This window comes from Rhodococcus indonesiensis (genome assembly GCF_047782815.1).
Classification (GTDB): Bacteria; Actinomycetota; Actinomycetes; order Mycobacteriales; family Mycobacteriaceae; genus Rhodococcus; species Rhodococcus indonesiensis.
Genome location: NZ_CP180630.1, coordinates 3,590,391 through 3,607,960, shown reverse-complemented (window position 1 = coordinate 3,607,960; position 17,570 = coordinate 3,590,391). Strand labels below are relative to the sequence as shown.

General features: G+C 71.5%; 16 protein-coding genes. 11 read left to right on the top strand and 5 right to left on the bottom strand.

The window, feature by feature from the left end; genetic code table 11:
• The first annotated feature begins 49 nt into the window (after window positions 1-49).
• On the top strand, window positions 50-745 hold the full coding sequence (locus ACM26Y_RS16690) for an MspA family porin (protein WP_003935716.1): 696 nt from the start codon (window positions 50-52) through the stop codon (window positions 743-745).
• Between the two features lie 85 nt (window positions 746-830).
• Here the strand turns inward: ACM26Y_RS16690 and ACM26Y_RS16685 are convergent, their stop codons facing one another.
• Window positions 831-2,306, bottom strand: coding sequence for a phospho-sugar mutase (locus ACM26Y_RS16685; protein ID WP_416061405.1), 1,476 nt, complete (start codon window positions 2,304-2,306; stop codon window positions 831-833).
• Window positions 2,303-3,115, bottom strand: coding sequence for a purine-nucleoside phosphorylase (locus tag ACM26Y_RS16680; RefSeq protein WP_416061404.1), 813 nt, complete (start codon window positions 3,113-3,115; stop codon window positions 2,303-2,305). The genes ACM26Y_RS16685 and ACM26Y_RS16680 overlap by 4 nt, the downstream gene beginning before the upstream one ends.
• Before the next feature lie 65 nt (window positions 3,116-3,180).
• Between ACM26Y_RS16680 and ACM26Y_RS16675 the strand changes: the two genes are divergently transcribed.
• The 6 genes from ACM26Y_RS16675 to ACM26Y_RS16650 all read left to right on the top strand — a co-directional run bounded on the left by ACM26Y_RS16675 (window position 3,181) and on the right by ACM26Y_RS16650 (window position 9,929).
• The gene (locus ACM26Y_RS16675) at window positions 3,181-3,879 is read left to right on the top strand and encodes an enoyl-CoA hydratase/isomerase family protein (RefSeq protein ID WP_416061403.1); all 699 of its coding nucleotides are present in this window, start codon (window positions 3,181-3,183) and stop codon (window positions 3,877-3,879) included.
• A gap of 34 nt (window positions 3,880-3,913) precedes the next feature.
• Window positions 3,914-5,074 carry a M20 family metallopeptidase gene (locus ACM26Y_RS16670; protein WP_054372151.1) on the top strand — a complete coding sequence of 387 codons (1,161 nt, stop codon included), beginning with the start codon at window positions 3,914-3,916 and terminating at the stop codon, window positions 5,072-5,074.
• Window positions 5,071-6,225, top strand: a complete 1,155-nt coding sequence (locus tag ACM26Y_RS16665) for a M20 family metallopeptidase (protein ID WP_003935711.1) — start codon at window positions 5,071-5,073, stop codon at window positions 6,223-6,225. The genes ACM26Y_RS16670 and ACM26Y_RS16665 overlap by 4 nt, the downstream gene beginning before the upstream one ends.
• Before the next feature lie 55 nt (window positions 6,226-6,280).
• A complete protein-coding gene (locus ACM26Y_RS16660; protein ID WP_003935710.1) occupies window positions 6,281-7,315 on the top strand; it encodes an iron ABC transporter substrate-binding protein in 1,035 nt (344 codons plus the stop codon).
• A 104-nt stretch (window positions 7,316-7,419) separates the two neighbouring features.
• On the top strand, window positions 7,420-8,874 hold the full coding sequence (locus ACM26Y_RS16655; protein ID WP_003935709.1) for an ABC transporter permease: 1,455 nt from the start codon (window positions 7,420-7,422) through the stop codon (window positions 8,872-8,874).
• On the top strand, window positions 8,871-9,929 hold the full coding sequence (locus ACM26Y_RS16650; RefSeq protein ID WP_416061402.1) for an ABC transporter ATP-binding protein: 1,059 nt from the start codon (window positions 8,871-8,873) through the stop codon (window positions 9,927-9,929). The genes ACM26Y_RS16655 and ACM26Y_RS16650 overlap by 4 nt, the downstream gene beginning before the upstream one ends.
• On the opposite strand, the gene ACM26Y_RS16645 is transcribed toward ACM26Y_RS16650, so the two are convergent.
• A complete protein-coding gene (locus tag ACM26Y_RS16645; protein ID WP_006939627.1) occupies window positions 9,926-10,396 on the bottom strand; it encodes a gamma-glutamylcyclotransferase in 471 nt (156 codons plus the stop codon). The two genes, ACM26Y_RS16650 and ACM26Y_RS16645, sit on opposite strands and share 4 nt — an antisense overlap.
• 178 nt (window positions 10,397-10,574) lie before the next feature.
• Here ACM26Y_RS16645 and ACM26Y_RS16640 point away from each other — a divergent pair, with 178 nt between their 5' ends.
• From ACM26Y_RS16640 to ACM26Y_RS16630, 3 genes are all read left to right on the top strand, one after another.
• On the top strand, window positions 10,575-11,975 hold the full coding sequence (locus ACM26Y_RS16640) for an NAD(P)H-quinone dehydrogenase (protein ID WP_416061401.1): 1,401 nt from the start codon (window positions 10,575-10,577) through the stop codon (window positions 11,973-11,975).
• A 61-nt stretch (window positions 11,976-12,036) separates the two neighbouring features.
• Complete coding sequence (locus tag ACM26Y_RS16635) at window positions 12,037-12,456, top strand: VOC family protein (protein ID WP_040781790.1); 420 nt, start codon at window positions 12,037-12,039, stop codon at window positions 12,454-12,456.
• Window positions 12,453-13,268, top strand: coding sequence for a MerR family transcriptional regulator (locus ACM26Y_RS16630; protein ID WP_416061400.1), 816 nt, complete (start codon window positions 12,453-12,455; stop codon window positions 13,266-13,268). The genes ACM26Y_RS16635 and ACM26Y_RS16630 overlap by 4 nt, the downstream gene beginning before the upstream one ends.
• A gap of 249 nt (window positions 13,269-13,517) precedes the next feature.
• Here ACM26Y_RS16630 and glpK read toward each other — a convergent pair whose 3' ends face one another.
• Complete coding sequence (gene glpK, locus ACM26Y_RS16625) at window positions 13,518-15,032, bottom strand: glycerol kinase GlpK (RefSeq protein ID WP_003935703.1); 1,515 nt, start codon at window positions 15,030-15,032, stop codon at window positions 13,518-13,520.
• Window positions 15,033-15,127: 95 nt separating this feature from the next.
• On the opposite strand from glpK, the gene glpD reads away from it, so the two are divergent.
• Window positions 15,128-16,861 carry a glycerol-3-phosphate dehydrogenase gene (gene glpD, locus ACM26Y_RS16620; protein ID WP_054372157.1) on the top strand — a complete coding sequence of 578 codons (1,734 nt, stop codon included), beginning with the start codon at window positions 15,128-15,130 and terminating at the stop codon, window positions 16,859-16,861.
• 67 nt (window positions 16,862-16,928) lie between these two features.
• Here glpD and ACM26Y_RS16615 read toward each other — a convergent pair whose 3' ends face one another.
• A complete protein-coding gene (locus ACM26Y_RS16615; protein ID WP_416061399.1) occupies window positions 16,929-17,465 on the bottom strand; it encodes a hypothetical protein in 537 nt (178 codons plus the stop codon).
• Window positions 17,466-17,570 lie beyond the last annotated feature (105 nt).

Here is a 17,570-nt window from a genome sequence, read left to right as displayed (position 1 = left end):
GTTGGAACGTCCACTGTCCTCGACCGCCCACGAAAATGAGGTCCGCTCGATGATCAACACCTTCTCCGGCAACAGATTTCGACAGTGCGCCCGGGCGACCGCACTCGGTGCGGCCGCCGTGCTGGGCATGGTGGTGGGGTCCGGCAGTGCCGGAGCCGCTGTCGACAACGCCCGGACACTGCCCCTCGGAAACAACAACGCCATCGAAGTCCTCCAGGCCGACACGTCGATCCAGTCCTATCCGCCGCTCGACAGCTCGCCCGTCAGCTTCGAGTTCTTCCACGACGAGGTGGTGTCGGTCAACTTCACCGGGCCCGATGCCGACTCGTTCCAGGACACCAAGCTGACCATCGGTTACCAGATCGGCTACCCGGTCGCCCTCAACGGGGCCGTCGTGCACATCAACACTCCCAGCCTCGACTGGGAGGTCGGCAACGAGTTCGGTATCGGTGTCGAACTCGCCCCCGAGTTCGCTCTCGGACTCGACGCGAGCACCGGAGCGACGATCGGTGGGTCGATCATCCCGTCGCAGGAGATCGAGGTCGATCTCTCGCCGGGCGGCATCACCGACGTGGCGTTCGTCGAGGACATGGAGTTCGACGGCCGGTCCGCGACCGTCCGGCTGGCCGGGGTCCACGGCTCCGTCTCGGGAGCGCTCGGCCCGGTCACGATCCGGCCGTACGCCCGGGCCGTCACCTCGAACAACGACACCGTCATCACCTACGGTGTGCCGCACCGTCTCTGAGGGTTGTCGTTCCTCCTCCGGGCCGGTGACGACCGCGACGAGCGGCCGTCACCGGCCCGTCGGTGCTGCCCGTCGGTGCCGCCCGTCAGTGCTCACCGAGGCCGGTGGCCCACGCGCGCAACGCCTGCAGTCGCGCGCTCGCGCCGTCGCGGTCGCCGTCCGCAGCGACGGCCTCGAGGTAGCACTTGAGCTTCGGTTCGGTGCCCGACGGCCGGACCACGACCCGCACCGACGCGCCCTCGAGCACCACGGCGTCCGTGCGCAGCGGGCCGCTCGCCGTCGCCAGGTCCGTGGCCGTGACCGGCTCCCCGGCGAGTTCGGCCGGTAGCGCGGACCGCAACCGGCTCATGATCGCCCCGATCCGGGCGAGATCGGTCACCCGGATCGAGACCTGGTCGCCGAGATGCAGCCCGAACTCGCGGTACAGGGCATCGAGCGCGTCGACGAGAGTGCTTCGGCGGGCCTTCAGTTCGGCGGCGTAGTCTGCGACGACGACCGCCGTCGCGATGCCGTCCTTGTCGCGCACCGCATCCGGGTCGACGCAGTGACCGAGGGCCTCCTCGTACGCGTACACGAGTCCGTCGCCCGCGCGAGCGAGCCACTTGAAACCCGTGAGGGTCTGCGCGTAGCGGGCACCCCGCGCGGCGGCGAGTTTGCCGAGCAGGGTCGAGGAGACGATCGTCGTCGCCACCAGCGCGCCGCGTGGGGCACCCGCGAGAATTCGGTCCCCGAGCAGCGCCCCGGTCTCGTCGCCGCGCAGCATTCGCCAGCCCTCGGGTGTGGGGACACCCACGGCACACCGGTCCGCATCGGGATCGAGGGCGAGCGCGATGTCCGCGCCCACGTCGGCGGCAAGAGCGAGGACGGCATCGGCGGCCCCCGGTTCCTCCGGATTGGGAAACTCCACGGTGGGGAAGCGCGGGTCGGGCGCGAACTGGGCGTCCACCACGTGCACGTCGTCGAAGCCCGCGGCGTGCAGCGCCGCGACGGCAGTCTCGCCGCCGACGCCGTGCAGCGGTGTCAGCGCGATGCGCAGGGTGCGCGCCGTGGCGCGCGGTAGCGAGGCGACGCGCGTCAGATACCGCGCCACCAGGTCGTCCCCGGCGGGCGCGACGGCGGTGCGCGGCACGGACGACGCCGCGCCGACGGCGTCGATCGCCCTCTCGATCTCACGGTCGTCCGGCTCGACCAGTTGGGCACCGCCACGGGTGTAGACCTTGTAGCCGTTGTCCGAGGCGGGGTTGTGGGACGCGGTTATCTGCACGCCCGCGACCGCGTCGAGGGTCCGCACGGCGTACGCCGTCACCGGGGTCGGCAACGGACGCGGCAGGGCCACGACAGCGAAACCGGCGGCCGCGAGAACCTCGGTGGCGGCGGCGAAGAACTCGGCGGATCCGGTGCGGGCGTCACGGCCGACGACCACGGTGCCGCCGCCGGACCCGCGCGCCCGGAGCCACCGGGCCAGGCCCGCGGTCGTGCGGACGACCACGTCCTCGTTGATGCAGCCGGGTCCGTCGCCGACGGGCCCGCGCAGCCCGGCGGTCCCGAAACGCAGGCTCACAGCCGGCCCGCCAGCTCACGCAGCAGGTCGCCCATGCGGGTGGCGGCGGCCCGCCCCGCCGCGAGCACCTCGTGGTGGTCCAGGTGCTCACCGGTGAGTCCCGCGGCGGCATTGGTGACCAGTGAGATTCCGAGCACCCGCGCGCCCGCGGCCCGCGCGGCGATGGTCTCGTGCACGGTGGACATGCCCACCAGGTCGGCGCCGAGCGTGCGCAGCATGCGGATCTCGGCGGGGGTCTCGTAGTGCGGGCCGGGCAGACCGGCGTACACGCCCTCGTCGAGGGTGGGGTCGATCTCACGGGCGAGGGCGCGCAGCTGCGGACAGTAGGCGTCGACGAGATCGACGAACTGGGCGCCGCGCAGGGGCGATCGCCCGGTGAGGTTGAGGTGGTCCGAGATCAGCACCGGCTGACCGACCGTGTGATCGGGCCGGATGCCGCCGGCGGCGTTGGTGAGCACGACGGTGCGCGCGCCGGCCGCGACGGCGGTACGCACCGGGTGCACGACGCGGCTCAGGTCGTGCCCCTCGTAGGCATGGGTGCGGCCGGCGAGGAGCAGCACCGGAGTGTCGCCGACCCGCACGGAATGCACGGTGCCCGAATGCCCTTCGGCGGTGGGCGGGGCGAACCCCGGCAGTTCGCCCATCGGGACGTCCGCGACCGCCGCGCCGAAGCGGTCCACCGCAGCGCGCCAGCCCGAACCGAGCACCACCGCCACGGGGTGTTCGGGCACCCCGGTGCGCTCGGCGAGTGCCGCGGCGGCGCGGGCGGCCTCGGCAGGGGGGTCGGCGATGGCATCGGGTGCTCCCATGTCGGTCGACCCTAGCGCCACACCGGTTATTACTCGCGGGTAGGTTGTGGCGCTATCCTCTCCGCATGCCATACCTCGACCGCGACGGCGACGTCTTCGTCCTCCACCTCGGCGACCGCTCCGGCGGCGACACCGAGAACCGCTTCCATCCCGGCTGGCTCTCCGCCGTCCACGAGTTGCTCGACGAGGTCGTCGCCCACGACGGCCCGGCCGCACTCGTGACCGCGGCCACCGGAAAGTTCTGGAGCAACGGGCTCGACACCGACTGGATCTTCGGCAACCTCCCCGAACTGCCCAGCTACCTCGATTCCGTGCACGAGTTGTACGTGCGGATCCTGACCTTCCCCGCGGCGACCGTCGCGGCGGTGCAGGGCCACGCGTTCGGGGCCGGTGCAATGCTCGCGCTGACCCACGACTTCCGCGTGATGCGGGCCGACCGCGGCTTCTGGTGCCTGCCCGAGGTGTCCCTGAACATGCCGTTCACCGTGGGCATGTCGGCACTCCTGCGCGAGCGGCTGCCGATCCAGGCCGCGGTCGAGGCGACCACGACCGGCCGCCGGTTCGGCGGTGGTGACGCGCTCGCGGCGGGCATAGTCGATCGCACCGTCGACGGCGATGCCGTGCTGGCCGCCGCCGTCGAACGGGCCGCCACCCTCACGGGCACCCGCGGCGCCAACCTGGCGGGCATCAAGCGTGGTCTGCATGCACCGCTGATCGCGGCACTCGAGACGAAGACGGACGAGTCGAACTTCCGCCTCGGGTGAGGTGCGTGCTCTCCGCCCGTGCCAGACTGAGCGGGTGACGAGCGATGCGGACAGGGCGATCGAGGCTGCGTCGGACGGCCTGATCGCCCTGTCGCATTCGATCCACGCCGAGCCGGAACTGGCCTTCGACGAACACCGCAGCGCCGCGAAGATCGCGGACCTGTTGCGCAGCGGCGGATTCGAGGTCCGTACCGGGATCGCCGACCTGCCCACCGCGTTCGACGCCCGGTTCGGCAGCGGAGACCTCGTCGTCGGAATCTGCGCCGAATACGACGCGCTGCCCGGGATCGGGCACGCGTGCGGGCACAACATCATCGCTGCTGCCGCCGCCGGCGCGGGCCTGGGTCTGGCCGCCGTCGCCGACGCGCTCGGCATCACCGTCCGCGTCATCGGCACACCCGCCGAGGAGACCGGCGGGGGCAAGGTACTCATGCTCGAACGCGGGGTGTTCGACGACGTCGGCATGGCCCTGATGGTGCACCCGGGCCCGTTCGACATCACCGGGGCGACGTCGCTGGCCCTCGCGGACATCGCGGTCAGCTACACCGGCCGTGAGGCGCACGCCTCCGCCGCTCCCGAATACGGCCGCAACGCTGCCGATGCGGCGACCGTCGCGCAGGTCGCCGTCGGCCTGCTGCGTCAGCATCTACTGCCCGGTCAGCAGATCCACGGGATCGTCAGCGACGGCGGCACCGCCCCGAACATCGTGCCCGCGCATACGGAACTGCTGTACTACCTGCGGGCGACTACCGCGGAGGCCCTCGCCGACCTGACCGAGCGTGCCGGCAACTGCTTCGCGGCCGGGGCCCTCGCCGCCGGCTGCACGCACGAGATCCGCACGGTGTCGCCGACCTATACGGAACTGACTCCCGACCCGTGGCTGGTCCGGGCTTATCGTGAGGAGATCATCGGTCTCGGGCGCACGCCGCTGCCCGTCGAGGAGGAAGGATCGCGCCCGCTGGGCAGTACGGACATGGGAAACGTGACGAACGTGGTGCCGGGTATCCACCCGGTGATCGGTCTCGACTCCGGTGGTGCGGTGACCCACCAGGCGGCGTTCGCCGACGCGTGCGTCACCGCCTCGGCGGACCTCGCCGTCCTCGACGGCGCCCGCGCCCTGGCCGCGACGGCAGCCCGGGCGGCGGCCGATCCCACGCAACGTGCGCGGCTGCTCGAGAACGTGGCACGCCGATGAACCCGTACATCGAGAAATGGCTGGGCGAGCACACCGACGACCTGTCGGCGTGGCGCCGGCACATCCACGCCAATCCCGAACTGGCCCGTCAGGAGTACGCGACCACCGAGTTCGTCGGAAGCACACTCGCGGCCGCCGGGCTCGAACCCAAGGTGCTGCCGCGCGGCACGGGCCTGATCTGCGATCTCGGTCCCGACGGGCCGCGGATCGCCCTGCGTGCCGACATGGATGCGCTGCCCATGCAGGAGATGACGGGCCTGTCGTTCGCCTCCACCGTGCCGGGCGTGGCGCACGCCTGCGGGCACGACGCCCACACGACCGTGCTGCTCGGCACGGCGCTGGCGCTGAACTCGGTGCCCGAGCTGCCGGTGGGGGTGCGGCTGATCTTCCAGCCCGCCGAGGAGGTGATGCCCGGCGGCGCGCTCGACGTGGTGGCCGCCGGCGCGCTCGAGGGCGTGGTCCGGATCTTCGCGCTGCACTGCGATCCCAGACTCGAGGCCGGCAAGGTCGGGGTGCGGGTCGGGGCGATCACCTCGGCCGCCGACACGGTCGAGCTGGTTCTCGACTCGCCGGGAGGACACACTTCCCGCCCGCACCTGACGGGCGATCTGGTGTACGGCCTCGGCACCGTGATCACCGGGCTGCCCGGCATGCTCAGCCGGCGCATCGACCCCCGCACGAGCACGGTGATGGTGTGGGGCGCGGTCGCGGCGGGCAAGGCCGCGAATGCGATTCCCCGCACCGGCATGCTGACCGGCACCGTCCGCACCGGCGACCACGAGACGTGGGAACTGCTCGAGCCGATGGTGCGCGAGATCGTGCACGGCCTGCTCGCCCCGACCGGTCTGAGCTACGAGCTGGACTACCGGCGCGGTGTGCCACCCGTCGTCAACGACGAGGTGTCGGCCCGCATGGTGGAGGACGCGGTGCGGGCGATCGACCCGGACGCGCTGGCGGACACCCCGCAGTCCGGAGGCGGGGAGGACTTCTCCTGGTACCTCGAACAGGTTCCGGGTGCGATGGCCCGGCTGGGTGTGTGGCGGGGGACCGGACCGAAGCTCGACATCCACCAGCCCGATTTCGATCTCGACGAACGTGCCCTGGCGGTCGGCGTACGGGTGATGACGAACCTGGCCCTGGGCTCAGGTTAGGCTTAGGCAACCTGTACGTTGCCTGTGAGTCGCCGCTCACGCCAGGAGGTCCGGAATGCAATTTCGACGCAGAGCCGTCGCAGTACTGTCGGCCGGGGTACTTGCCGCCGCGCTGGCCGCGTGCGGCAGCGACTCGAGTGAGTCCGAGGGTGACTCCACCGGTGCGCTCACCCTGTACTCCGGGCGCAGCGAGAACCTGGTCGCACCCCTGATCGACCAGCTCGAGGGCACGCTCGGCTTCGAGATCGACGTCGTCTACGGCAGCACCCCGGAGATCACCGGGAAGCTGGTGGAGGAGGGCGCCTCCTCGCCCGCCGACGTGGTGTTCACCCAGGACGCCGGTGCGCTCGGCCTGCTCGACCAGGCGGGGCTGCTCGAGACGCTGCCGGCCTCGGTGACCGACCTGGTTCCCGCCGACTACCGCGCTGCCGACGGCACCTGGGTGGCGACCTCCGCACGTGCCCGTGTACTCGTCTACAACGACCAGAAGGTGCAGCCACAGGATCTGCCCACCGGCATCGACGGCCTGCTGGACCCGAAGTGGAAGGGCCAGATCGGCTTCGCCCCGACCAACGCGTCGTTCCAGGCGTTCGTCACCGGGCTGCGCGTCGCGCGCGGCGAGGACGGCGCCCGCGCCTGGCTCGAGGGCTTCAAGGCCAACGAGCCGGTGGCGTTCGAGGGCAACGGCCCGCTGATGGAAGGCGTCGACACCGGCCAGGTCACCCTCGGCCTGACCAACCACTACTACTGGTACGGCCTCGCGGACGAGCGCGGTGCCGAGAACTTGAACGTGCAGGTCTACTACTTCCAGGCCGGTGATCCGGGCGCACTCGTGAACATCGCCGGGGCCGGCGTCGTACAGACCACGGACCAGAAGGAACAGGCGGAGCAGTTCGTCGCCGCGCTGCTCTCGCCCGAAGCCCAGACGTACTTCGCCGACGAGACGTCCGAGTACCCGGTCGTCGAGGGTGTCGAGACCAAGGATCAGCTGCGTCCGCTGTCCGAGATCGGCAATGCCGACATCGAACTCGCCGAACTCGCCTCGCTCGAGCAGACCCAGGCGTTGCTGCAGGAGCTGGGATTCATCTGATCCAGCTCGCCTCGCTCCGTCCCACCCGGCGCAGCCGGCCGGTTCTCACGCTGGCTGCGCTGGGTGTCTCGGTCTTCGCACTCGCCCCCGTCGCGCACCTGGTCATGCGCGCGTTCGCCGACGGTCCCGACCGGGTGTGGTCGCTGGTGTTCCGGCAGCGCACCCTCGATCTGGTCTGGCGCAGCGGCATTCTCGCGCTCACCGTCACCGTGGCCTGCCTCGTCGTCGGGGTCACCGCCGCGTGGCTCACGGCACGCACAGACCTGCCCGGCCGACGGTGGTTCGCCCTCGCACTGAGCGTTCCCCTCGCCATTCCGTCGTACGTGTCCGGGTTCGTGTACATCGCCCAGTTCCCCGGGCTCGCGGGCTTCGCGGGTGCTGCGCTGGTCCTGACCGCGGCGAGCTTCCCGTACGTGTACCTGCCGGTGTCCGCCGCGCTGGCCTCGGTCGACCCGGGGCTCGAGGAGGTCGCGCGTACTCTCGGCCGGTCCCGGCTGCGCACCACGCTGACCGTCACCCTGCGGCAGGTATGGCCCACCGCGGCGGCCGGCGGCCTGCTGGTGGCGCTGTACACCCTCAGCGACTTCGGGGCCGTCGCGCTGATGCGGTACGAGGCGTTCACCCTCGCCATCTACGGCAGCTACCGGGGGCTGCTCGACCGCACGCCGGCGGCGGTGTTCGGCCTCGTGCTCGTCGTGCTCGCCGTCGCGCTGACGGTCTCCGAACGCCGGGTGCGCCGCGGGGCCACCGCTCGCATCGGCTCCGGCGCCCCACGGCCCGCCGCGCCCGTACCGCTGGGCCGGCAGCGGTGGACGGCTCTGGCGTTCCTCGCCGTCGTGCTGACGGCCGGCGTCGGTGTGCCGCTCGCCGGACTCGCGCGCTGGCTGTGGTTCTCGCAGCAGGCGGCGATCGACTGGGCGGGGATCTGGACGGCGACGACGTACACCCTGTGGGTGGCTGCCCTCGGCGCGCTGCTCACCACCGCGCTGGCCCTCCCGGTCGGCGTCCTGGCGGCGCGGTCGACCTCGCCGGTCTCGCGGTTCACCGAGAGCGCCGCCTACGTCGGATTCGCACTGCCCGGCATCACCGTGGGCCTGGCCCTGGTGTTCTTCGGGATCCGGTTGCTGCCGCAGTGGTACCAGCACACCCCGATGCTCGTGATGGGCTACGCGGTGCTGTTCCTGCCGCTCGCCGTCGGCTCGATCCGCGCGGCGGTCGCCTCGATTCCGCTCGGCCTCGAGGACGCGTCCGCGACGCTCGGCAGCGGACGGATGCGGACCGGCATCCGGGTGATGATCCCGCTGGCGGCGCCCGGCGTCGTCGCGGGGGCGGCACTGGCGTTCCTCACCATCGCGAAGGAACTGCCGGCGACGTTGTTGCTCGTGCCGATCGGGGAGGACACCCTGGCGTCACGGATGTGGAAGTACACCGAGACCCTCGAGTACGGGTCGGCGGCCCCGTACGCGGCGATCCTGGTGCTCGTCGCCGCGCTGCCGTCCCTGGTGCTGGGCCGGCTGCTGCGCGGCCGGGTCGATGCGGAAAGTGGCGGTGAGGAATGAGCGGGCTCTGTCTCGAGGGCGTCTGCGCCCGGTACGGGCGGACGAAGGTCGTCAGCGACGTCTCGCTGACGGTGGAACGAGGCGCGCTGCTGGCCGTGCTGGGGCCCTCCGGTGGAGGCAAGACCACGCTGCTGCGGGTGATCGCGGGCCTGCACCCGGCCGCAGCGGGCCGCGTCGTCGCGGACGGACGCGACCTCACGGCGCTGCCGCCGGAGCGCCGTGGGGTGGGGCTGGTGCCGCAGGAGGGTGCGCTCTTCCCTCATCTGAGCGTCGCGCGCAACGTCGGCTACGGGCTGGTGCAGCCGACGTGGCGGTCGATGGTGCGGCAGCAGTCCGTGCGGCAGCGTCGCGTGGAGGAGCTGTTGGAACTGGTCGGCCTGGCCGGCACCGGCCAGCGCAAGCCGTCGCAGCTGTCCGGCGGTCAGCAACAGCGCATCGCGCTGGCACGGGCGCTCGCGCCCAATCCGGCCGTCGTCCTGCTCGACGAGCCGTTCAGCGCTCTCGATGCCGGGCTGCGGTCCAGCCTGCGCACCGAGGTTCGCACCCTGCTGCGGGACCAGGAGGTCGCCTCGGTGCTCGTCACCCACGACCAGGCCGAGGCCCTGGCCATCGCGGACACGGTCGCGGTGATGCTCGGCGGGCGTCTGGCGCAGGTGGGCACGCCGGAGGAGGTCTACCGGTGGCCCGCGACGCTCGAGGTGGGTGCCTTCGTGGGGGATTCGGTCGTCCTGGACGCCGACGCGGCCGGCGACCGCGCGCACACGGTGATCGGGGCGGTTCCCCTCGCGACCCCCGCCCACGGCAAGGGCCACGTCCTCGTACGCCCGGAGCAGGTGCAGGTCGCCGCAACCGACGAGCCGTCCAAGTTCACCGTGCTCGACCTGGCCTTCGGGGGCGCCCTGACGGAGGTGCGGGTGACCGGTGCCGGGCAGACGATCCGGGCGCAGCGGGCCGCGTCGCACGACGTGCAGCCCGGGGATCCGGTGACGCTGCGGGTCGGCGTCCCGGTGCCGTTCTACCCGGCTCGGCCGGGCGGGGCCGGGAAGCCGGCCTAGAAGCTGTCGGGCCGGCCGGGCCCGACGTTACGGCTGTTGCGGGTGCGCAGATCCCGCACATAGTCGGCGGGGGCACCGGCGATCTCGGCGGCGTCGGCCATCACGCCCAGGTAGCGCGCCGACGGCAGGCCGCCCTCGTACGCGTCGAGGACGTACAGCCAGGCGAGCACGGGCCCGTCGTCGGTGTCCACCCGCAACCGGATCTTGCGGTGGATGCCGAGTTCGGAGCCCTCCCAGCGGTCGAGGCTGCGTTCGTCCTCGTCGGGCACGTCGTAGAGCACGACGAACACCTTCGAGTCGGGGTCCTCGACGACGGTGGCGAGCGCGCCCTCCCAGCCGATGTCGCCGCCGCTGAAGGTCAGCCGCCAGCCGTGGAGCCAGCCGGTTCCGGCCATCGGCGAATGCGGGCAGCGCTGCAGCATCTGCTCGGGATGCATGTTGGAGCCGTAGGCGGCGTAGATCGGCACGGGGTACAGGCTAATGGCTGACCGTCCGGCGCAGGACACGGGGCGCCGGCCGCTTCGTGGTGGCGTCCGCGTGCGCAGGACGGTGCCCGTGGCATAGCGTGTCTGCGGACGTTCGGCAACCCCGGCGCCCGCACATCCCGGACCGAGGACCATCTCGGAATCGATACAGAGGAGAACAATGACCCGGATCGTGATCATCGGCGGCGGCCCTGCGGGCTACGAAGCGGCGCTGGTGGCGGCTCAGTACGGCGCGACCGTGTCACTGATCGATTCGGACGGGATCGGTGGTGCCTGCGTGCTCTTCGACTGCGTGCCGTCCAAGACGTTCATCGCGTCCACGGGCATCCGCACCGACATGCGCCGAGCGGCCGACCTCGGCGTTCGGCTCGAGAGCGCCGGAGTGGCGCTGCCCGAGGTCAATACCCGTGTCAAGAGCCTCGCCCGGGCGCAGTCCGCGGACATCCGCACCAAGCTCGAGGCGGCCGGCGTGCAGCTGCTCAGCGGACGCGGCGAGCTCATCGACACCCAGGTCGGGATGGCGGCGCACCAGGTGCGCGCCGACCTCTCCACCGGCGAGGAGCGGGTCCTCGACGCCGACGTCGTGCTCATCGCGACGGGCGCGAGCCCGCGGGTGCTGCCCGGTGCGGAGCCGGACGGTGACCGCATCCTCAACTGGCGTCAGCTCTACGACCTCGACGCGCTGCCCGAGCACCTGGTGGTCGTCGGCTCCGGTGTGACCGGCGCCGAGTTCGTCTCCGCCTATACGGAGGTCGGCGTGCAGGTGACGCTGGTCTCGAGCCGCGACCGGGTGCTGCCGCACGAGGACGAGGACGCCGCCCTCGTGCTCGAGGACGCCTTCGCCGAGCGGGGCGTGAACCTGGTCAAGCACGCCCGCGCCGACGCCGTCGAGCGCACCGGGGACGGGATCCGCGTCAAGCTGGCCGACGGCCGCATCGTCGAGGGCAGCCATGCGCTGATGACGGTCGGCTCGGTGCCGAACACGGCGGGCCTCGGGCTGGAGAAGGTCGGCCTGCAACTCGACCGCGGCGGTTACCTCCAGGTCGACCGGGTCTCGCGCACGTCCGTCTCGGGGATCTACGCCGCCGGCGACTGCACCGGGCTGCTGCCGCTGGCGTCGGTGGCCGCGATGCAGGGCCGCATCGCGATGTACCACGCCCTCGGTGAGGGGGTCAGCCCGATCCGGCTCAAGACCGTCGCCTCGGCGGTGTTCACCCGGCCCGAGATCGCCACGGTCGGTGTCAGCCAGGCCGCGATCGACAACGGCGAGGTCCCGGCCCGCACCGTGATGTTGCCGCTGCACACCAACCCCCGCGCGAAGATGGCGGGGCTGCGCCGCGGCTTCGTGAAGATCTTCTGCCGTCCCGCCACCGGCGTCGTGATCGGTGGTGTGGTGGTCGCGCCCACCGCCTCGGAGCTGATCCTGCCCATCGCGATCGCGGTGCAGAACAACCTCAGCGTCGACGACCTCGCCCACACCTTCTCGGTCTACCCGTCGCTGACCGGGTCGATCACCGAGGCGGCGCGTCAGCTGATGCGGCACGACGACCACCTGGACTGAGCCAGATGACCGGCGGCGACGTCCTTGACTCTCTCCCTGGGGGAGGGCCGACGGTGGACGCATGCGAACGAACAGCATCTTCCCCGTGGTCCCCGCTCACGACGTCGCCCGCAGCCGCGACTTCTATGCCGGGCTGCTCGGTCTGCGCGTGGTCTTCGACAGCGGCTGGTATGTGCAGCTGCAGGCGGCGACCGACGAGACCGTGCAGCTCGGTCTCGTGGCACACGGCCACGAGACGATTCCCCGGCCCCACCGCTCCACCCCCGCCGGCGTGCTGATCTCGGTGGAGGTCGACGACGTCGACGCCGTGTACGCGCGAGCCGGGGACCTCGCACTCCCGATCGCGTCGGAACTGCGCGACGAGGACTTCGGGCAGCGGCACTTCATGACCGTCGATCCCGACGGCCTGCTCGTCGACGTCATCACGGTGATCCCGTACGCGCCGGAGGTTGCCGGTAGCGGGGCGGTGGTGACCGGGTGAGTCCGGCCGGCGGATGGCTGAGCATCGGCGAGTTCGCGCGGATGTCCCGGCTGAGCGTCAGGACGCTGCGCCACTACGACCGCGAAGGGCTGCTCGCTCCGGGCCGGGTCGATCCGCGTACCGGATACCGGTACTACTCGCGCGAGCAGCTCGCCGCGGCTCTGCGCATCGCGGTACTGCGCAGAGCCGAGGTGTCCGTCCCGGCGATCCGTCGCCTGCTGCAGGACCCCGGACACACCGAGGCCGTCCTCGCCGCGGAGCGGGAGCGGATCGAGCGCGAGGCCGCCCGCAAGTACCGGGCACTCGCCCTCGTCGCTTCCCTCGCCGACGCCGGAGCCGACGGCCTCCCCGTGCGCCGGTACCGGATCGAGGATCGAACGGTCTTGTGGCGCAACGGGGAATCGACCGCCGAGGCTCTGGATACGGATGTGACGAACCTCGTGACGGCGCTGCTGGCGGACGCGACGAGCGCCGGGCTGCCCACCGACGCGCCGGTGGTGGGGCAGTACCCGGCCGCCCTCGACGGGGTGGTGCAGTTCGGCGTCGGCCTCGAGTTGCGGTCCCCACCCGGACGTGCGGACACCGCCACGACGACGCTGACCGGCGGGACTTTCGCGGGCGTGGACTTCGTCGGTCCGGTCGCGCTGCTGCCGGTCGCCTATCACGCCCTGTTCGGGTGGCTGGAGGAGCGCGGTCTCGGGGCCGGGGGACCGTTCCGGGAGTACTACCTCACCCACCCGCGCGACGTCGCTCCCGAGGCGATGCGGACGCGGGTGCTGCACCCTGTGCCGGGTGACCTCGTTCCGGAATGAGGGTTCCCGAGGCCGCCGCGCCGCGCGGCCCGGGCATTTCGCGGCCCTCGCCGAACGGTGCTGCCCGTCGCGGCCGGGCACGGCGTCGCGTGCGTGCCGGGCGCCTTCGTGGTCTCCGGGGACCACAGCCGCAGTGCGCGGCTACGTTTCGCGACCGCCGGGGAGGCCGACCTCACCGAGGCGGCTCGGCCGCGCCGCGCGAGCCGGAACCCGCCCCGGAGCCGCAGTGCCGCACGTGTGCGACGCCACTCAGGCCCAGCCGTAGGTCCGTTCGACCGCCCTGTTCCACTCGGCGTAGAGCCGTTCCCGCTCGGCGCCGTCCATCTTCGGTTCCCAGGTCCGGCCGGCCGCCCAGTTGTGCCGGATGTCGTCCTCACCGTCCCAGAAGCCGACCGCCAGGCCCGCCGCGTACGCCGCACCGAGCGCGGTGGTCTCGGAGACCACGGGACGGACCACGGGGGCGCCGAGGATGTCCGACTGGAACTGCATCAGGGTCTCGTTGACGACCATCCCGCCGTCCACCTTCAGGGTGTGCAGTTCGACACCGGAGTCGGCGTGCATCGCCTCGATGACCTCGCGGGTCTGATAGGCGGTCGCCTCGAGTGCGGCCCGCGCCAGGTGCCCCCGGTTGACGAAGCGGGTGAGGCCGGTGATCACACCGCGCGCGTCGGGGCGCCACCGCGGGGCGAACAGGCCCGAGAAGGCCGGTACGAAGTACGCGCCGCCGTTGTCGGGGACCGTGGCGGCGAGGTCCTCGATCTCCGCGGCCGTGCGCACGAGCCCCAGATTGTCGCGCATCCATTGCACCAGGGAGCCCGTGACGGCGATCGACCCTTCGAGGGCGTACACGGCCGGGGCATCGCCGACGCGGTAGCACACGGTGGTCAGCAGTCCGTGCTCGCTGCGCACCGGCGTCGTCCCGGTATTGAGAAGCAGGAAATTGCCGGTTCCGTAGGTGTTCTTCGCCTCCCCCGGCGACAGGCACGCCTGACCGAACGTCGCGGCCTGCTGGTCGCCGAGGATGCCGGCCACCGGGACGCCGGCGAGCGGTCCGCGGTCACGGGCGTAGCCGTAGATCTCGGACGAGCTCCGGATCTCCGGCAGCATCGACATCGGAATACCGAAATCCGCACAGATGTCCGGATCCCATTGCAGTGTCTCGAGATTCATGAGCATCGTGCGCGAGGCGTTGGTGACGTCGGTGAGGTGCACCCCCGGCTGCCGGTTGCCTGCGCCGGTGCCGCCGGTGAGGTTCCACAGGATCCAGCTGTCCACCGTCCCGAACGCGAGTTCGCCGGCCTCCGCCTGCTCCCGGGCGCCCTCGACGTTGTCGAGGATCCACCGCACCTTCGGGCCCGCGAAGTACGTCGACAACGGCAGGCCCGTGGCGTCGCGATACCGGTCCACGCCCGCGTCCCCGGCGAGCTGCTCGACGAGGCGATCGGTGCGGGTGTCCTGCCACACGATCGCGTTGTGGACGGGCCGGCCCGTGGAGCGTTCCCACACCACCGTGGTCTCGCGCTGGTTGGTGATCCCGATCGCGGCGATGTCGGCACGCGTGAGATCCGCCTTCGCCAGTGCCAGGGCGGCGACCTCGCGAGTGTTGATCCACAGCGTTTCCGGATCGTGTTCCACCCAGCCGGCGCGGGGGAGGATCTGTTCGTGCTCGGTCTGGGCCCACGCCACGATGCGACCGTCGTGGTCGAAGATGATGCAGCGACTCGACGTGGTCCCCTGATCGATCGCGGCGATGTATCGGGTCACGGCAACCTCTCCGGGCGTGTGGTTCGGGACGGCAGTCTGCGGACGAACCTACTAGCCTGAGTGCGGAAACGTCGGCGACTCACGGGAGCGATGCGGTGACCAACCAACCAGGCGTCCAGGTCCTCGGACCGCAGCAGCGCCGTGACGCGTGGCGACGACTCGGCTCGGAACAGTTCGACGTGGTGGTCATCGGTGGCGGTGTCGTCGGCGCCGGCGCCGCCCTGGACGCCGCCACCCGCGGGTTGCGGGTCGCACTGGTGGAGGCGCGGGACTTCGCTTCGGGCACGTCGAGCCGCTCGTCGAAGATGTTCCACGGCGGGCTGCGCTACCTCGAGCAACTCGAGTTCGGCCTCGTCCGCGAGGCGCTGCGCGAACGCGAACTGTCGCTCTCGACGCTGGCCCCGCATCTGGTCAAGCCGCTGAAGTTCCTCTTCCCCATCACCCACCGCGGGTGGGAGCGCCCGTACATCGCCGCGGGGATTTTTCTCTACGACCGGATGGGCGGCGCCAAATCCGTGCCCGCCCAGAAACATCTGACTCGATCCGGCGCGCTGCGCATGGCGCCCGGGCTCAAACGCGACTCGCTCGTGGGCGGGATCCGGTACTACGACACCGTCGTCGACGACGCGCGGCACACGATGACCGTGGCCCGCACCGCCGCGCACTACGGCGCCGTGGTGCGCACCTCGACTCAGGTGGTCGGGTTCCTGCGCGAGGCCGACGGGGTCTCCGGCGTACGGGTGCGTGACTCGGAGGACGGCTCGATCACCGAGGTGAAGGCGCACGTGGTGATCAACGCCACGGGGGTGTGGACCGACGAGATCCAGGCGCTGTCCCGGCAGCGCGGCCGGTTCCGGGTGCGCGCGTCGAAAGGCGTGCACATCGTGGTGCCGCGCGACCGGATCGTCAGTGACTCGGCGATCATCCTGCGCACCGAGAAATCCGTGCTGTTCGTGATCCCGTGGGGCAGCCACTGGATCATCGGCACCACCGACACCGACTGGAATCTCGACCTCGCCCACCCCGCCGCGACGAAGGCCGACATCGACTACATCCTCGACCACGTCAACCGGGTCCTGGTCGTCCCGCTCGACCACGACGACATCGACGGCGTGTACGCGGGGCTGCGGCCGTTGCTGGCGGGGGAGAGCGACGAGACGTCGAAGCTGTCTCGCGAGCACGCCGTGGCCCGGGTCGCGCCCGGGCTCGTGGCGATCGCCGGCGGCAAGTACACCACCTACCGGGTGATGGCCGAGGATGCCGTCGACCTGGCGGCCGAGGACATCCCCGCCCGGATCGCCCCCTCCATCACGGAACGGGTGCCGTTGGTCGGGGCCGACGGCTACTTCGCACTCGTGAACCAGACGATGCAGCTCGCCGAGCGGTACGGCCTGCATCCGTACCGGATCAAGCATCTGCTCGACCGGTACGGATCGCTGATCGACGAGGTGCTCGAGGTGGCGGCCGACCGGCCCGAGTTGCTCGAACCGCTCACCGATGCCCCACAGTATCTGCAGGTAGAAGTCGTCTACGCGGCAACGGCGGAGGGAGCGCTGCACCTCGAGGACATCCTCGCCCGCCGCACCCGCATCTCGATCGAGTATCCCCATCGCGGCGTGCACTGCGCCGAGCAGACGGCCCACCTGGTGGCACCCGTCCTGGGGTGGGACGCCGCGACGGTGGAGCAGGAGATCGCAACCTACCGGGCGAGGGTCGACGCGGAGATCGAATCGCAGAGCCGGCCCGACGACGAGTCCGCCGACGCACTGCGGGCGGCCGCTCCGGAGGCACGCGCGGAGATCCTCGAGCCGGTGCCGACGGGCGCCTGAGTCGCGGCCGGGGCAGCAGCGGTGGTCGACGCGCCCCGACATCGGTCGCCGAGCCGGGAGCGCAATGTCAGTGGGTCAGGATCACCTTGACGAGCACCACGGTCGCGGCGACGGCGGTGAGCGCGAGGGCGCTGACCAACGAGCTTCGGCCCGGCCGCTCCCCGTTGAGGCGGCCGATGACGAAGACGATGCCTCCGATCCGCACCAGCACGGCGACCTCGGCGAGCAGCTGGGCGGTGCGCGGTTCGAGCCACCCCAGCCAGCCCATCCCCAGGATCGCGCACGGCAGGACCGCCGAGCTCAGGATCGGCACCGAGTTGCGCAGTTCGGCGATCTTCTCCGCGCGGCTCAACGGGGTGCCCTGGCGCACGGTGTGCCCGACCGCCTCGGCGAACGTGTGGGCGACGAACGTCGACAGAGCCGTGCCGAGCACGATCGCGATGCCGACGTACTTCGGCCCGGTGACGATCGGTACGAGTGCCGCGAGCACCAGGACGTTGCCGTAGATGTAGGCGCTGATGCGACTGGCGGCATTGCCGCGGTCGAGCGGCATGCGCCGGGAGAACAACGGGCCGTGCAGGAGCGCGTTGGCATCGGAGTCCATGCCGACAAGGGTGACAGACCGCCGGGCACACCGAGGCGGCAACCGCGTGCATCCGTCGCGGCCGGCCCCGGCGCGTAGGATCCGACGGCGCAGACGGTCGACGAC